The following is a 16459-nucleotide window of genomic DNA, read 5'->3' on the forward strand; positions in this document are numbered from 1 at the left end:
GAATACATTAACGAGTCGGTGCCCCATGATCACAAGTTGATCGACCGGGAGTTAAAAAACTTTCCCATTCAGCTGCGACAGGGAATTACTACCCTGTATCTGCGCCAAACCGGCTAGCCACAGGGCGTAAGGGGGATATCCTGTACAAGTGGTACATAAGTTTCACTTACTTAATCACAAGAGTCTGTAACTAATTAGTTATCAGTAGTTTCATGTGCAACTATTTCATTCAAACGGTCGATTGGTTGAAAAAGGAGAGATTTAGCAGAATCTTATCTCTTAAGCCTTTAAAACCGTTTCATCCGGGGCGGCAAGGCTTAGCCACGGCTGGCCACTTGCCATTTGTAAAATCAACCGGGACGTCGGAGCGTTTGCACGAAACCTGCTCATTTATTGAGTTTCTGAAAGGAACCGGGCCGCGCCACGGTGGCTGCCGGAGCAGTATACATCCTGAGTGATTCAGCCATGAAGTCCCCAAAATTAGGCTTGCAAGTAACTTATTGACAATGGATTATAATGTGAGATGAAAGTACTGTACCAATTATACAGGATACCCCGTAAGGGCAGCGTTGACAAGGATAATTTACCGCCTGGACTATAGGCGGAGGGGGGCGACTACGCCCTTGTATCGGATGGGCAAACCACCGGAAAGGCGCCTCTGCCCAGGTAAAGAGCTACAACGTGTCTTGCCCTATTTGGAGTCGGATACTTGATTGAACGGTAATACAGTCAGTATGAGGATGGCCAATTTTTACTATCTGTCAACGGCTATGAGTCGTATACGGCATGTGAATTCACTGAATGCAAGTTCAGGTAATTTGGTTGATCAAATTTTCTTTTTGGTCAATTTATCCGTACTTAAAACGTCAAGTTCGGATCACGGTCATCTCAACTTTTTTAACTGTAGTCAATGACAAAAAGATCAGTCCTACTGGTGGGGTTTATTACCTTGAAGTTTTTGTTGCAGTATGTCTTAATTAGTCCCGAGTATGATTTACATCGGGATGAATATCTGCACCTGGATCAAGCCAACCACCTGGCTTGGGGGTTCATGTCAGTGCCGCCCTTCACTTCCTGGATTGCCCTGATTATCCGCTGGCTTGGGAACCCGGCTTGGGCAGTTCGATTCTTTCCGGCCTTCTTTGGGGCGTTGACCATCCTGATCGTTTGGAAGGCGGTAGAAGAGTTGAAAGGAAATTTATTTGCCTGTGTGCTAGCGGCTACGTGTTTGGTCTTTTCCGTCTTATTACGATTAAACCAGCTTTTTCAGCCCAACTCCTTCGACGTCTTGTGTTGGACCAGCCTGTATTTCGTTTTCATTAAATACATCAATTCCAAAAACAAGCAATGGCTCTTGGTTTTTGGGGCTGTCTTCGCGCTTGGGTTTTTAAATAAGTATAATGTTGTTTTTCTGCTAATTGGACTCTTTCCAGCCCTACTGCTGACCCAGCAGCGTCGGTTGTTGTTGGGTCAGCACGTTTATCTAGCGGTGGGGGTAAGCCTGTTGTTGATCTTGCCCAATTTGATCTGGCAATACCAACATGAGTTTCCCGTCATTCACCACATGCGGCTTCTGGCCCAGACTCAACTGGTCAAGGTGAATCGGGCCGATTTTTTGAAGGAACAACTCCTATACTTTATGGGCTCCTGGGTTGTGATCATCGCTGGATTATATGCCCTTCTCGTTTACAGGCCATTTGTAACTTACCGATCTTTCTTTCTTGCTTTCCTATTCACCTTATCAACCTTCACTTTTTTACGAGCCAAAGGATATTACGCAATCGGGATTTATCCGATTTACTTGGCGTTTGGCGCTGTGTTTATTTCGGTTAAGATACAATCGGTTTGGTTACGAGCCGTCTTGATTGCCATTCCAATTCTGTTGTTTGTTCCAGTATATCAGGTAGCGTTTCCCAATAAAACACCGCAGGAAATCACCCAGCATCCTGAGCGGTATCAAAAACTGGGGCTCTTGCGCTGGGAAGATGGAAAAGAGCATGCATTACCCCAGGATTTTGCGGATATGTTGGGCTGGCGGGAGTTAGCCAAAAAGGTGGATGCGGCTTACACTCATTCTTCCGATCAACGAGCCACACTGGTTCTATGTGACAATTATGGACAGGCCGGGGCGATTAACTATTACACGCGTCAAGGCGTTAAGGCGGTTACTTTCAATGCAGATTATATTAACTGGTTTGAACTTGACAGGAAATATAGCCATCTGATTCGAATCAAAGAAGCCGGACCTGTAGCGAATGAACTGAAGGAGACGGGGCCTTTATTCAAGACGGCTTATGTTGCCGATTCGGTTCGAAGTTCATTTGCCCGGGAGCAGGGGACAACCATCTTTGTCTTTGAGTTTGCTAGAGTAGATATTAATCGACGACTGGCTAAAGAGATTGAGGAAGAACGTTGGTAGTGCTATTGCTGTCTCCTCCGGATTTTATTCGAAGGTTTTTGTGAACGGCGCAACTTAGCTGGAAGGATTCTGTAAAATCATAGTCGCTACCCGTCAATTTTTGTACTTATGCCTGGTAGCAAGCAACTATCTCTACTAAAGCATAGGTAAGTTAATCTGGTTGTGATTTCGAATAGGACTTTGTTGAACGTAGTTGGGAAAACTGGCTAAGATGAATCTTGCTTAATCAGTTCCCCAACGTACTTACTCGTTTTGCCCTTTATAGACGTTCATCGCGATGAGGGAACCCAGCATAATGAGGATGCCAACTAGCTGGATACTGTCGAGACGCTCTTTCAAAAGGAAGTGAGCGGTTATGATGGCTACCGGTAACTCTGCTGTCATCAGGATTCCACTGAGTCCGGCCCCAATAGGAGGAATTCCTTTAGCAAACAAAACCGGAGGTATCACCGTCCCAAATAAGGCCAGGAATAAGGCCCATTTGAGGAGTCCACTACCTATGTGATTTTCAAACATAAGGGTGGGGGCATTGACCGCTAGAATAGCCAGCGCGGAGCCAATCATAATAATGGCACTTTTCGTTAAATAAGGGATACCTTTTCCAACCCGGCTATTGGCTATAATATAACTGGCGTAGGTTAGAGAAGCGACGACGACGTAGAAAACGCCCGACCAGGAAAAACCAGTACGCTTTTCCTCGAGTAGGTTACCGGCCAATACGGTTCCTGCTAGTATAAATAGGGTACTAACCCATTCCATTCGTGTGGGTTTCTTTTGGAAGAGCACCCACTCCAATAAAAGGCCAATCCAGGTAAACTGCATCAATAACACAATGGCCAAGGAAGCTGAGATGGTTTGTACGGATTGGTAATACAGGTAAGTTGATAGGCCGATGGCGGCCCCTGTTCCTAAGAGGGACAGGCTAATTTTCCGTGTCAACAGGCTTTTCTGTTGCTCCCTCTGAGATAACCAGGCTAATGTTGATAAAAGCAAAGCCCCGACCAAGGCTTGTGAAAAGGCTATCTCCGCCGAATTATAGCCCTTTTGGTAGGCTAGCTTTACAAAGGACGAAAGAATGCCAAAACTGGCCGCCCCGGCCAGCACCATACTGATATATTTTGTCATGAGTAAGATTGTCTAATGAATACAATGGACAGGAGAATCCTGATGCGCTGTAAAGTGGCTAAACAACCTGGTTGACTCCTCGACAAAGGGGTGTAACAGAGACACCCTGCTTATGGAACAAGCAGGGATACCGGGAAAATCGAATCCGGTTGGTTAGCTTAAGGAGCAACCGGAGGAGGAAGAATACAAGAAAAAATGGCCGTATGCATTGATAAGGTATTTAAGATTGCAAATGTATAAAAAAGCGTAGGTATGTCATGAAAAAGCCGACAGGCATTGACCCACGTTCTCGGGTTAATTGACGAGTGGTCCTGCCTAATCAGTACCGTCGGATAGAACATCTCATCGGACTTTTCCATCATCAACAGCTCGTGGTTCGGTAAAGACCAGCAATAAGCAACGAATAATCTTATTTTCTAGGGTTTCACCGCTTTACGGCTAAGACTTCGGTTACAAAATAATACTGGGTGCATTTTGCCGTATTGATGGCCATCACTTAAGAGTTATTATATTTGGCATATCCTATAACAAATAAAATTTTATGACATACTCCAGATGTTTACTTTTATTTTTGTTTACTTTTTCTGCAAATTTCAAAATATGTGCCCAGATCAAAGGTAAAGTCGTAGACGCTACTGATAAATCAGCAATCGTCGGGGCATCGGTTAGTATTTCTGGCACTCAGAAAGGAACCGTTACCGATGCAGAAGGGCGGTTTTCCTTAGATGCACCCATTGGGACGGACCTTGATGTTTCATTTGTCGGTTTTGATACCCAAACACTGAAAGCTTCGGCCGAAAACCTGATTAGCTTAACAACAGGGGCTACTACCCTTGCTGAAGTGGTCGTTGCTGTAGGGAGCCGCAATTCCCAGCGAACTCTAACCGACTCGCCCCTTCCGGTAGATATTTTATCGGCTAAAGAGCTTACCGCGACGGGTCAGCCTACCTTCGATAAGGCATTACAGTACCGTATTCCTTCCTTCAACACGGTAAATACGCCGGTCAATGATGCCACGACCTTATTAGATCCCTGGGAGATTCGAAATATGGGGCCAAGTCGAACCCTGATCTTGATCAATGGTAAGCGAAAAAACCTTAGTTCATTATTGTATGTTCAGTTCTCCCCCGGCCGGGGTGAAACCGGGGTCGATTTATCGGCTATACCGCAGCAGGCTATCAAACGGGTAGAAATCCTACGGGATGGGGCCTCCGCTCAATACGGTTCGGATGCTATTGCCGGTGTCATGAACATTATTCTTAAAGACAAATTTGATTACACCTCGCTCAACGTGAATACGGGCGTGACCGCAAAAGGCGATGGCGGCATGATTGATGTTGCGTTTAATAGTGGTAGCAATTTTGCCTCAAAAGGCTACGTAAACTATACCATCGATCTTTCTCAACAAAACAGTGCTGTTCGTTCTGGCATTGTGGATGTGCCGACAGAAATTGCTACGTTTGGTGGTGATGCTGCCCAGAATGCCTTGATAACAAATTACCTGAAAGATTATCCAACTGCCAATAACATCAATGGTACAGGCACGATCACAGCAGGAAAGTTCTTAATCAACGCCGGTATTCCGCTGGGTGACAATAAGGAGTTCTATGCCAATGCCGCCATGGTTACTAAACGGGTGCTGAGTTATGCCAACTTCCGTCCGCCTTACTGGCGACAAGACCGTGGCTTATTGCACAGCCAAGCCGATAATGGCGGTAAAAACTACCTGACAGCTGCCACGCTCGCTTACCCGGCACAAGATAATGTCGATCTGTATAAAGGGTACACGGGCTATGGACCAACATTTGAAGGTAATTTGATCGACTACAACGCCACGGTCGGCGCAAAAGGGGAAACCAATGGCTGGAAGCATGATATAAGTTTAACGACGGGCTACAACGCACAGCTTTACACCGTTGATAATACCGTAAACCGGACACTCGGCAAATCGAGTCCTACCCGGTTTCGGCCAGGTGGTTATGCCTTTAGTCATATTGTAGGCAATATCGATATTTCAAAACAGGCTACCGAAAGATTGGGTATTGCGTTTGGGATAGAAGCCCGCTCGGAAAAATATACGATCACGGCTGGCGACACCGCTTCTTATTCTGGTGAAGGGGCCAATTCGTTCCCAGGTATTAACGCCATGAATGCAGGGGTGTTCCAACGCTTTAACATCGGTGGGTATTTCGATTTAAGCTATGACGTGACCAAAAACTTCCTGGTAAATGGTACGGTTCGTACAGAAAAATATAGCGACTTCGGCAATGCGACTGTTTGGAAGGTATCGTCCCGGTATAAACTAGCGGATGATAAACTAGTCTTTAGGGGTTCTGCCTCAACAGGTTTCAGAGCTCCATCGCTCAGCCAGATTTATGCTCAGTCTACGCAAGCAGCTTTTATTGGGGGGACCATTCAATTATCAGGCTTATTCAACAACAAAAGTACCCAGGCCCGTTTACTGGGTATCCCGGCGTTAAAACCCGAGAAATCAACGAACTTTTCGGTCGGTGTTGCGGTGAATCCGAACCGAAACCTGAGTATCTCGCTGGACTATTTTAATATTAACGTGAAAGACCGAATTGTCTATAGTTCGTCGATTAGTTCATCGGACCTGAACACAACCCTGGGTAAAATCTTAAATCAGGCCGGGGTAAGCTCCATTCAATTCTTCATTAACGGCATTCAAACCACTACCTCTGGTTTAGATTATGTCGTTTCCTACAGAAACCTTCCCCTAGGCCTTGGTAAAGTAGGCCTTAATCTGGCGGGGAACTTCATGTTAGAAAACAAAATCGTCGGTACGCCCGCTGATCCAGAAGCCATTAAGTCGGCGGGGTCAAGTATCCTCAATACACAGATTAAATCGCTGCTCACTGAAAGCCGACCAAAGTACAAGTCTATTTTAGGATTGGACTACACAATGGGCAAATGGAATGTTAACCTGAATAATACCCTTTTCGGGCCTACTTCCTTCCAGGATCTGGATAATGGGGGGGCAATTATGGAAAACATTAAAGCCCAATTTAAACCCGCCGTTGTCACAGATTTAAGCCTAGGGTATTCGTTTAGCAAAAGTCTGTCGGCATCCGTGAATGCCAATAATTTATTGAACATCCTGCCTCAGTGGGAGCTAGTAGGCCTCAATTCAACAGGCACACAGTATCTTGCCAATGCAGAAAATGCATCCTTGCTGAGAGGCTTTCTGTCTTTCAGTGGTCGTTATAGCATTCTAGGTTATAATGGCTCCCAGTTTAGCCAATTAGGAACCACATTTAATGCAAATATAAACCTACGGTTTTAGGGGGGTATTTTGCGAAGCCGAGTATAGTACCACTGGCTGTGGGACAAGTTTTTATCCCACAGCCAGTAGCCCAAAAGGACTGATTTCAATATATATGGAGGTTTTTGTGAACGATTTTATTCTTGACCCGTCCTGCCCGGTCAATTGTTTATAAACCCAAAACCGTTCACGAAAAGGTTGCCTTTCATGAGTGGTGACTTTGAAAAGTACCAAATATTAACAAGGGCAGCAGAGGGTATCCTAACGTTTACTTTATCGATAAAATACCATTTTTAGGGTTAATTGGAACTGGCGACTGGCACCTGGTCAACAACTCGGTTCACCAGTTGACGGACGTTTTATTTGTAAAACAACATGCTCAAAAGTCCCTCAATCCAACTTAATGAGGGGGCTTTTTCCAAACATGGCATAACCTGGGAAGCCGAGTCACCCTAGATCTTTATAAGCATCAAGGATTAAGAATAGCTAATGGTGGAAGAGTAGGTATCAAGGAATTGAGAGCCGCCAGTATGATACATAAAAGCCTTTGCCACTATATAGATTGGCAAAGGCTTTTGAAAGATGGCTACCCCTTGGGAGCTTACCGGCGGACTATGCCTGGGGGCGATCCCAGAAAGCAGGCGGTTCTACACCCAAAGTGCGTAGGTAAACATAAGCCTGACCCCGGTGATGAATTTCATTATCGATCAGGTAGAACAGAAACCAGTAAATAGGCCCTTCATACAGACCAAACGCCTTGTCGACCTCCTGGAAGCGAGCGGGGGGAATCTGGGGCCAATAGGCATTAATCGTCTCGGTCACCCGATCCCACTGCGACAGTACCTGCTCCTTGGTGGTGGCTTTGGGGGATGCTTCCGAACCCTGTCCAAAGGAAGGCCACTGGCCCGAAACAACGCCCTGCATGCTCTGGTCAGCCATTTGCAGAACTTCATCCATCAGCGCCGAGCAAGGTCGCATGCCGCCCAGGGTGAAGGAAAAGAAGTGCTCATCGGGGTAGACTTCGACCAACCGGCGGGTGAGTGCCCGGTGTCCCTGCCAATGGGCCAGAAGTTGCTCGGGTGAGAGAACGATCGGATCCATCGTTTGGCTTAACTGTGCTGTGTTTTCCATGAGTTGCAATTGGTTTATGTTGTCGATTGATTGACCCCACAAAGAAAAGCCAGAGGAGTGACAGCGGTATGTCAGTAGTGAATTCGCTCGCTTAAAACTAATCAACTTCAGCAACACTAGTTATAAGGCTAGCTGATCGAAGCAGTTGCAATTCACAAATGCAGCCACAATAAAGATGACTTACCCCTTTTATGCCTGCAAATCAACGAAATTCACAGCCTTTCAACTTATCATTTGACGTAAGGTGGAGAGCATGACGAAAGGAGTAGAAAACAGCTGGTTTTGCGACCCAATAAAGGCTAGGGTTTCCAAGCCGTTTAATCCAGGCATGTTCATGTCTATTATGACAAGTTGTACGAGATTTCTTTCTAGCAGGTTTAAAATTTCTTTACTTTTTTGACTTCCAGGGTAGCCGAATCACCGATGATGCGCACGATAGCCTGACGCAGGAAACAACGGTCATCGTTACGGTCCGCCAGCGGTCATCATCGGTCAGTAAAATGGCCGACTGTCTTTGGTACATAGTCTGTTTCAGTAATCTTTGAGCAGATTCTTCGTAAACGATCAACTAGATACCTCCGACTTGGGTATGCCATATTTTCCAAAAAACAAAACTCCCACTCTCCACCTAATTCAGCCCTGTCTAAGAGTGGGAGTCTTGTTATGGTTTACATGGGCTTTACCTTTCTAGCAGCCTCAATAATGAAGGTAGCTACTTTGTCAGGCTGAGAAACCTTTGGAACGTGGCTGGACTTGAGCGTAAGGGTAGTTGCCTTGAGCTTTTTGGCGAAGATTTGTTGCAGATCAGGATTGATCATGCGGTCATCACTGGCTACAATGTACCATGAAGTCTTAGTTTTCCAGGCTGCACGGGAAATTTTTTCGGTCGTTGCAGAAGCTGACCAGGGCCCCTGAGTTGCCCAAATCACATTTCGTTCGGTAAGAGGTAAGTCCTGAGCAAAATCCTCCTGTACCCCTTTCCGCGTCAGGGAAAGAAAACCCGATGCATCCGGTTTCGCTTCACCAAGACGGGGAGCAGATGGTAAGCCCTGCGAAGCATCGATCAACGACTGAGCATCATCGGGCGCAAAGGCTGCAACATAAACCAGGCCAGCCACAGCCGGATTATTTCCTGCCTCCGAAATGACTACCCCACCCCACGAGTGACCCACCAAAAGTACAGGGCCGTTTAGTAAAGCAATGGCCCGTTTCGTGGCCGCTACGTCGTCAGCGAGCGATGTTAGTGGATTTTGCACGGCAATAACAGTCAGTCCTTTTGCTTCCAGCAATGGAATCACTTTAGACCAGCTGGAGCCATCAGCAAAGGCACCATGAACCAGTACAACATTCGTTACATTCGATTTTACCGATTGAGCATCGACATCTGGGATAGCTGAAAGGGTCATAATAATACCAGTTAGTACGCCAAAAGCACAGTTAAGTGTGTACAAAGAGATTTAGGTTAACTTGGTTTTGAGTGAAGTTTTTAGTGATCAGCCCATCGACATGCCGCCATCTACGATTAGTTCGGCACCCACCACAAACGAAGAATCTTCCGATGCAAAGAACAGGGCAACCTTCGCTATTTCTTCTGGTCTGCCAAAGCGGCCAAGTGGAACAGCCTGGATAATTCCCTGGTTCATCTGGGTTAATTGCTGCTCTGAAATACCGAGTTTAGCGGCACTATGCAACACTGTATCTACCGGCCCTGGACTTATGGCATTGACTCGTATCTGTCGGGAAATCAGCTCGGTTGATAGATTTTTGGCCATCGTCAATAAGGCTCCTTTCGTGGCTGCGTACACGCTCGCACTGGGTGCGCCAACATGCGCATTGATCGACGTGTTTAAGATAATGGAGCCACCATTTTTGAAAAAAGGCACCAGCGCCTGAATCGTGAAATAAGCTCCTTTGAGATTGGTATTCACACTTTCATCAAAGATGGCTTCCGTCATATTCTCGAAGGGCGCGAATTTGGCTACCCCTGCGTTGATAAAGAGAATGTCGATACTGGAGAAATTAGTCTGGACAAATTCCGACAAATAGCTCACATTGCCCGGAATACTGGCATCCCAAACTATCCCATAGGCTTTTTCGCCTAATTCGGCGGTGATTTGATCCAGGGACTCCTGACTGCGTCCGGTGATCAGGACTATAGCTCCCTGGGCGATAAATTCTTTGGCCGTTGCCAGGCCAATGCCGCTGCTGCCACCCGTAATGATAGCTACCTTGTTTTGAAGACGATTCATGGTTTTATATTAAAGTAGAGTGACAGATTTAGAACGGATATTGCCGGGCAACTTTCTGAACGCTCACCCATTGAACTGTGGTTAGTTCTTCCAGAATAAAATCACCACCGAAGCGACCGGTCCCTGATGATTTTTCACCCCCGAATGGGGTATGTACTTCGTCGTTGGCCGACTGGTCGTTGATGTGCATCATCCCCGTTTCAACTCGGCGTGCCAATTGCATACCCCGGTAAATATCACGTGTATATAGAGCGCCACTCAAGCCAAAATCAGTCGCATTGGCCAATTCAATGGCTTCCTCATCCGTAGCAAAGGAGACCAGTCCTACAGCTGGGCCAAAAATCTCCTCCCTGAACACGCGCATAACCCTGGTTACGCCGGATAGAACGGTGGGTTGCAGGACATTGCCTTTGGCTACGTTTCCCGTTTCGACAACTGCGCCATCGGCTACAGCACTTTGCAATATACCCAGTATACGCTGAACGGACTTATTGTCGATCAAAGGGCCAACCACCGTTTTTTTATCCGCTGGATCACCGTAGGGGAGCTGTTTTACCCGACCCACAAACTTGGCCTTAAACTCTTTGTAGAGGCTTTCGTGAATAAGAATCCGATTGGTTGCCATGCAAACCTGACCCTGATGCAGGAAGCGCCCAAACAAAGCCCCATCGACGGCTTTGTCTATATCGGCGTCATCCAGGACTATGAATACATTGTTGCCTCCTAACTCCAGAGCAGACTTTTTGAGGCCTTCCCCCGCAATCCGTCCGATCCCTTTTCCCACGGGGGTTGACCCCGTGAATGAAACCATTCGTGAATAGGGATGAGCTGTGAAGTAATCGCCCATGATGTCCGAGCGACCAACCACAACGTTAAACACGCCAGTGGGCATGCCAGCTTCTTCCAACAGCTTAGCGATGAGAGTACCGCCCGTAACCAAGGATTGTGAGGCCGGTTTGACGACCATGGTATTGCCAACGGCCAGCGCCGGAGCAATCGTCCGCATGGAAAGGTATAAGGGGAAATTCCAGGGACTTATCAGACTGACAACACCTAACGGTCTTCGGTATACGTAAGTTTCTTTCCCATCAATTGTCGATGCCGTCGTACGGCCATGCATACGGGTAGGAAACGAGGAGGCTTCGACTAGAATATCGTATGATTGCTGCACTTCAAGCAGACCTTTCAAATAGGTACTGCCGGTCTCCCTGGTCAGCCAATCAATGAACTCGGCCTGACGTTCCTTCAGAATAGATGCTGCCTTGAGTAATATATCCCGACGAACGAGCGGATTGGTGGATGCCCAGGTAGGAGAGGCCTGTTTGGCGGCTGCAAAGGCAGTATCCACATCGGTTGTTCCTGCCGAACGAAGTGTATGAATAACGTCATCCGTAAAGGGATTTAGGTTATCAACGGTGGCGTTTTCTTGTCCATCAACCCATTGTCCATTAATAAATTGCTTATTCAACGCTGTGTAGTGGATTGAGGCCGGTTGATCATCAAGGCCAATGGCTGCTTCTAAAGTTAACATGATCGTAAGAGGATTAAACGGTTAATGAATTAGTTCTTGTACCAACAGCAAGTTTTGGTTTTACTTACCTGGAGTCTCTTTCGAAATGGTCTGAAGCAACGTGGTTGTCTCCGTTGGCATCGACAGGAAAGGGCAATGGCTGCTGTTGAGGGTATAGTTGTTCTTGATGCCGGCCGCTGCCACCATTCGTTTTTGCAGATTTAGCCCTACCGCATGATCCTGTGCGGTGTGGATGTAGTACTTGGTTACTTTACCAAAGTTGGCTGCTGTTAGCGTGACTGGATTGGTAAAAGGAATAGCCGGTTCGGCCCGATAGTTATCGACCACTTGTTTTTTTACAGCCTCCGATCCGTCCTGAATGAAGATGGGCGTTAAATTCTCGGTCTTGATACCCAAGGTAAGCTGATCGGTGGACGGGATTAATGCGGGTCCCAGTTGCGAGGTGCTATCTGTGGATGCCAGTACCAGCAGGGATTGCCCATTAGCCGGTAAAAATGCTCCGATATACACCAGCTTGTCGATGCGGCTGGGAATTTTTTCCGCAACGGCCGAAACAACCATCCCACCCATACTATGCCCAACCAGAATCACATTTTCGGAGAGAGCGTTTATGGCAGAAATGACCTTGTCCCGATATACATCCATCGATAGGGTAGCAGGCGACGTATTATCCGCTCCGTGACCGGGCAATTCGACCACCACTACATGTTGACCTTGCTGTACTAACTGATCGTTAACGGCTTGCCAGGCATAGGGCGCCTGCCAAGCTCCGTGTACCAGCACGAACGTTTTGGGGGCGGGCGCAACGGCGTCATTTTTAGTACATGACAGCAGGGTAAAAAAAAGTGATAGAAGCAGTAGCGATGAGAGGAGTATCGTTTTCATGGAGACTGATTAGTTACTGGGTTAGCGGAAAGAGAGTTTGATTAATCACTTATTTTCATTGACTTATTGACCGTTTCTGATTGAGGCAAAGCCTTATCTATCCAGGTCAGAATATAATCGGCATCTTCTTTCCAGGTAGGCTGACCCAGCACAAAGTGATTGCGCCCTTCAAATTCTTTGTAGTCCGTGATGGAGTCAGAATGCTGGTATTTATGGTAATTATCGTAATTGAGCGAGGCCGGAATGGTATGATCTGTACTGCCCGATGTGAGCAGTAGTGGTGCATGAGGTTGGCTAAAATCAACGTGAGCCGCTGACGTGATGGTATCCCGAACGATTAGTTTGGATTCGGGTATGGCAAACTGGTCGTAAGCGGCTTTTTGCTGCTCCAGCGACATGCCATTGGTGAATGCATATTGCCAGTCCTTAAACGGCATCAGATACGGCTCGTCGGTGGAAGTAAAAAAGCCTAACGCACCCCAACCGGATTTAAGAAATGACAGTTTGAAGGTGAATATCCCCTGAGGAGGAACCGAGTGAATCGCAATGCCCGATGCGCCAAGACCTCGTTGCAACAAAAGCTGAACCATCAGCCCACCGATGGAATGACCAATCAGGATAGGTTTTTCGGGAAGCTGTTCTACAATTCGGGCGTAATAATCCGTCAGATCAGCAAGTCGGTTGGCTGCGATCCCAGTATCCGGATGGCGCTTTCGTAATACATCGGCCGTGGCGTCTTTGTGGGGCCACGGAGGGGCGATGGTTGTATAGCCCTTCTGGTTAAAATAAGCTTGCCATTGCTGCCAGCAATCGTTGCTGACAAAGGCACCGGTAATGAAAACGACGGTTTTGGTACGAATAGGTTTCATGATTTCATTGGTTTGGGTAAAACAGTTTCAGGATTCGATCCTGCTAAAGCGGGAACCAACTGTCATACCAAACCAGTAAGTCGGATTTAGAAACAGGCCGACCACCCCTAAATACAGTCTGAACGTTGATAAAAGGCGTTTTAGGAAAATATGAACTTCATTTTTAACCGGTCAGCTAACCAGGGATTTCTGGTTAAATCTGGATACCACTGGAGATTTCTGGAGATTCCGGGAGAACGTATAGGTAAATCGTACCTTATTCAGGCTATAGCTTACCGCCAGACCAGGTTACGCTGATTGGCATTTAAATTGACTTATATCGCTAAGCTGCGAAGATAACTTAACCTGGACCAAGGTTGTGAGTCGAGGAAATGATGGCTAAAAACAATTGGTAAGCCAATCACCTATCGGCTATATACACTATCTTGAATCAATTTTCAGACATTGGAAGATGTCCGGTTTAACCTGTAACATATAGTCCTCTCAAGACTATTTTTTCGGTTGGGAAAAGAGTCTGTTATGGGTGAAATGTGTTGCTTCTCTACTGATACGGTTACATTAACCTGACTTAATTGCCCCTTTCTATGGCCACTTCGCTACGTTGCCGGTATGTATGGGTTGGGATTTGGTTGCTGACAATCTCTATATCGGTGCGGAGACAATTCTTTGCCACGGTGAAGTCGTTAGTTGAACTCAAAAAGCTTTTCTTACTAACGGGAATAGTCCTATCCTCTGCCGAATCAGTCTTCGCACAACTGGCTCTGAATAAGCCATTAGATCAGATACAAGTGCAATATCAGGGTGTGTTGTCAGGGGATAAGCAAGTGGAATTTGCGCTGCAAATGGCCGATTACTATATGTTTAAACACGACGCAACCCGAAGTGAGATAGACAGCGCTTTTACCTTTATTAAACAAGCAGAACTAAAGAACAAAGAACTTCATTCGCGGAAATGGCGAGAAGAAATACTCTACTTTTTAGGCGAGTATTATTATAAGATAGGGGACATAAAAAAAGGCAATCAATATAGTTTACAACTGGCAAATACAATTGGTCAATTAAAATCCATTGAAAACCAGATACATGTATGGCACAGAATTGCATTTATTCTGCCCAAACGAGATACTGTTGGACTGACAAAACTTAATTGTTTCGAACGAATAACGGCTTTGTACCAGCGCTTACATAATACAGTGAAAGTACTCGAAACCCAGATCTATATGGCCGATGTGCATTTAGCGCAAGATAAACTGGATCTGGCCGAAGAGGAATTTAAACAGGTGTTGGCTAACTATAAAGCCATTCATTTTCCAAACCTGCACTATGTCTATAATTATCTTTCGGTCATCAATAACAAGAGAGGAGATTATAAAAAATGCCTGTACTATTCATTGCTTTGTGTAGAGAGCATGGAAAAGACGAATGAAAAAAATGGGGCAGTCAATCTTTACAGCCGGTTGGCAAATATTTATCATGAATTAGGGCAAACAGAAAATTGCATTATCTATTACAGGAAGGTTTTTGGCTGCCCTATCCCTAATCCTGTTGACTTTTACACAGTCAGAGAAGCTGGCCAGTTTGTTCAGGAGTTGATTGCAGCAAACAGGAATAAAGAAGCCGTTACGTTTATTAAAGCCTTTTCAAAAGAACACCCGCCTGCCGATTATTATGGTAAAGCCAGTTTAGCCCGAACATTAGCCTTCTACTTTAAATATATTCACAATGATGAGCTAGCCGACAAGTATGTTAAGCAGATGATCTATTTTTCCAGTTTTTTAGGTAGATATAATGAAATTACCGGCGACGTAGAATATGATATCGGCTCTTATTATTATACTAAAAAACAGTTTACCAAGGCGGTCATTCATTTTAGAAAAGCCTTATTCGAAGCGGATCATGTACATGCGTTTACGACAGTTAGAGATATTGAGAAGATGCTTTTCAAAGCCGATTCATCAAGGGGCGATTATATATCGGCTATCAATCATTTAAACCAGGCTCAACAAATTAATAATACGATTTTTAACGAAGCAAAAAACAAGCAGGTACAGGAAGTACAGGTTAAATATGAAACTGCTAAAAAAGATTTAAATATTCGGTTTTTGACTGAACAGGGGTTACTGCAACAAACGCAGTTGCAACAGGCTAACGAACTGAAAAATGTCACTCTGGTCAGCATCGTTCTTTTATTATTGACCGTAGCGCTGCTCTATAACCGGTACATCATTAAATTAAGAAATAGCCAGCGACTGGAACGTCATCAAAAAGAAATTAACGACAAAAATGACTCACTTCAAGCGTTGGTTAATGAAAAAGAATGGCTGCTGAAAGAGCTTCATCATCGGGTCAAAAATAACCTGCAACTGACGATCAGTCTGCTGCATACCCAGAGTAAATATCTCTCCGATCAGGGGGCCATCCGGGCTATTGAGCAGAGCCAGCACCGGGTGCGTGCCATGGCGCTTATTCATCAGAAGCTATATCGCTCCGACAGCCTGTCGCAGGTTGATATGCCAACGTATATCCGGGAGGTAGTCGACCAGTTAGGCGAATCGTTTAATCAAGACGAGCAAATCACATTCCGCTACCAGTTAGCGCCACTGGAGCTGGATGTTTCACAAGCCGTTCCGTTGGGTCTAATTATTACCGAAGCCATTACCAATGCCCTTAAGTATGCCTTTCCCGCGGGATACCGTTCTGACGATCAGACTAATTCGATAAACCTGGCATTACTTAAAGTCGATCTGGAAAACTACCAGTTAGTGGTTGACGATAATGGCGTGGGCTTACCGGATGACGTTGATCTTCGCCGTCAGGGGTCTATGGGAGCCAACATCATGCGTCGCCTGACGAAACAATTGGGCGGTATACTCCAGATAGAAAACAGCGGGGGAGTCCGAATATCCGTTTCGTTTCCGTTAATCAAACTTCAGCCGCATTATGCCCACGATAACTAATATCCCCGCC

12 protein-coding genes are annotated in these 16459 nt (G+C 45.9%); 3 read left to right on the forward strand and 9 right to left on the reverse strand.

What is annotated here, in order from left to right:
* The first annotated feature begins 910 nt into the window (after positions 1–910).
* On the forward strand, positions 911–2419 hold the full coding sequence (locus tag ACYVK4_RS25865) for a glycosyltransferase family 39 protein (protein WP_461130471.1): 1509 nt from the start codon (positions 911–913) through the stop codon (positions 2417–2419).
* Positions 2420–2662: 243 nt separating this feature from the next.
* On the opposite strand, the gene ACYVK4_RS25870 is transcribed toward ACYVK4_RS25865, so the two are convergent.
* A complete protein-coding gene (locus ACYVK4_RS25870; RefSeq protein WP_461130472.1) occupies positions 2663–3544 on the reverse strand; it encodes an EamA family transporter in 882 nt (293 codons plus the stop codon).
* Between the two features lie 571 nt (positions 3545–4115).
* Between ACYVK4_RS25870 and ACYVK4_RS25875 the strand changes: the two genes are divergently transcribed.
* Complete coding sequence (locus tag ACYVK4_RS25875; protein ID WP_461130473.1) at positions 4116–6848, forward strand: TonB-dependent receptor; 2733 nt, start codon at positions 4116–4118, stop codon at positions 6846–6848.
* A 591-nt stretch (positions 6849–7439) separates the two neighbouring features.
* Here the strand turns inward: ACYVK4_RS25875 and ACYVK4_RS25880 are convergent.
* From ACYVK4_RS25880 to ACYVK4_RS25915, 8 genes are all read right to left on the reverse strand, one after another.
* Positions 7440–7958: a DinB family protein gene (locus ACYVK4_RS25880; protein ID WP_461130474.1), complete on the reverse strand. Its 519-nt coding sequence runs from the start codon at positions 7956–7958 to the stop codon at positions 7440–7442.
* A gap of 222 nt (positions 7959–8180) precedes the next feature.
* Entirely contained in the window at positions 8181–8294 is a 114-nt protein-coding gene (locus ACYVK4_RS25885; protein ID WP_461130475.1) for a hypothetical protein, read from the reverse strand.
* A 52-nt stretch (positions 8295–8346) separates the two neighbouring features.
* Positions 8347–8481: a hypothetical protein gene (locus tag ACYVK4_RS25890; RefSeq protein ID WP_461130476.1), complete on the reverse strand. Its 135-nt coding sequence runs from the start codon at positions 8479–8481 to the stop codon at positions 8347–8349.
* A gap of 145 nt (positions 8482–8626) precedes the next feature.
* A complete protein-coding gene (locus tag ACYVK4_RS25895) occupies positions 8627–9364 on the reverse strand; it encodes an alpha/beta fold hydrolase (protein WP_461130477.1) in 738 nt (245 codons plus the stop codon).
* Between the two features lie 87 nt (positions 9365–9451).
* Complete coding sequence (locus ACYVK4_RS25900; protein WP_461130478.1) at positions 9452–10207, reverse strand: SDR family oxidoreductase; 756 nt, start codon at positions 10205–10207, stop codon at positions 9452–9454.
* 28 nt (positions 10208–10235) lie between these two features.
* A complete protein-coding gene (locus ACYVK4_RS25905) occupies positions 10236–11738 on the reverse strand; it encodes an aldehyde dehydrogenase family protein (protein WP_461130479.1) in 1503 nt (500 codons plus the stop codon).
* Between the two features lie 60 nt (positions 11739–11798).
* Positions 11799–12623, reverse strand: a complete 825-nt coding sequence (locus ACYVK4_RS25910) for an alpha/beta fold hydrolase (RefSeq protein WP_461130480.1) — start codon at positions 12621–12623, stop codon at positions 11799–11801.
* A 41-nt stretch (positions 12624–12664) separates the two neighbouring features.
* Positions 12665–13492, reverse strand: coding sequence for an alpha/beta hydrolase (locus tag ACYVK4_RS25915; RefSeq protein ID WP_461130481.1), 828 nt, complete (start codon positions 13490–13492; stop codon positions 12665–12667).
* Between the two features lie 584 nt (positions 13493–14076).
* Between ACYVK4_RS25915 and ACYVK4_RS25920 the strand changes: the two genes are divergently transcribed.
* The gene (locus ACYVK4_RS25920) at positions 14077–16449 is read left to right on the forward strand and encodes a tetratricopeptide repeat-containing sensor histidine kinase (RefSeq protein WP_461130482.1); all 2373 of its coding nucleotides are present in this window, start codon (positions 14077–14079) and stop codon (positions 16447–16449) included.
* The last annotated feature ends 10 nt before the right edge of the window (positions 16450–16459 follow it).

The sequence above is a fragment of the Spirosoma aerophilum genome, from assembly GCF_054782495.1.

What these genes read in the sequence shown, in the direction of transcription:
- ACYVK4_RS25865 (WP_461130471.1), top strand. Translation starts at nt 911, where the DNA reads ATGACAAAAAGATCAGTCCTACTGGTGGGGTTTATTACCTTGAAGTTT.
- ACYVK4_RS25870 (WP_461130472.1), bottom strand. Translation starts at nt 3,544, where the DNA reads ATGACAAAATATATCAGTATGGTGCTGGCCGGGGCGGCCAGTTTTGGC.
- ACYVK4_RS25880 (WP_461130474.1), bottom strand. Translation starts at nt 7,958, where the DNA reads ATGGAAAACACAGCACAGTTAAGCCAAACGATGGATCCGATCGTTCTC.
- ACYVK4_RS25885 (WP_461130475.1), bottom strand. Translation starts at nt 8,294, where the DNA reads ATGAACATGCCTGGATTAAACGGCTTGGAAACCCTAGCCTTTATTGGG.
- ACYVK4_RS25890 (WP_461130476.1), bottom strand. Translation starts at nt 8,481, where the DNA reads ATGTACCAAAGACAGTCGGCCATTTTACTGACCGATGATGACCGCTGG.
- ACYVK4_RS25895 (WP_461130477.1), bottom strand. Translation starts at nt 9,364, where the DNA reads ATGACCCTTTCAGCTATCCCAGATGTCGATGCTCAATCGGTAAAATCG.
- ACYVK4_RS25900 (WP_461130478.1), bottom strand. Translation starts at nt 10,207, where the DNA reads ATGAATCGTCTTCAAAACAAGGTAGCTATCATTACGGGTGGCAGCAGC.
- ACYVK4_RS25905 (WP_461130479.1), bottom strand. Translation starts at nt 11,738, where the DNA reads ATGTTAACTTTAGAAGCAGCCATTGGCCTTGATGATCAACCGGCCTCA.
- ACYVK4_RS25910 (WP_461130480.1), bottom strand. Translation starts at nt 12,623, where the DNA reads ATGAAAACGATACTCCTCTCATCGCTACTGCTTCTATCACTTTTTTTT.
- ACYVK4_RS25915 (WP_461130481.1), bottom strand. Translation starts at nt 13,492, where the DNA reads ATGAAACCTATTCGTACCAAAACCGTCGTTTTCATTACCGGTGCCTTT.
- ACYVK4_RS25920 (WP_461130482.1), top strand. Translation starts at nt 14,077, where the DNA reads ATGGCCACTTCGCTACGTTGCCGGTATGTATGGGTTGGGATTTGGTTG.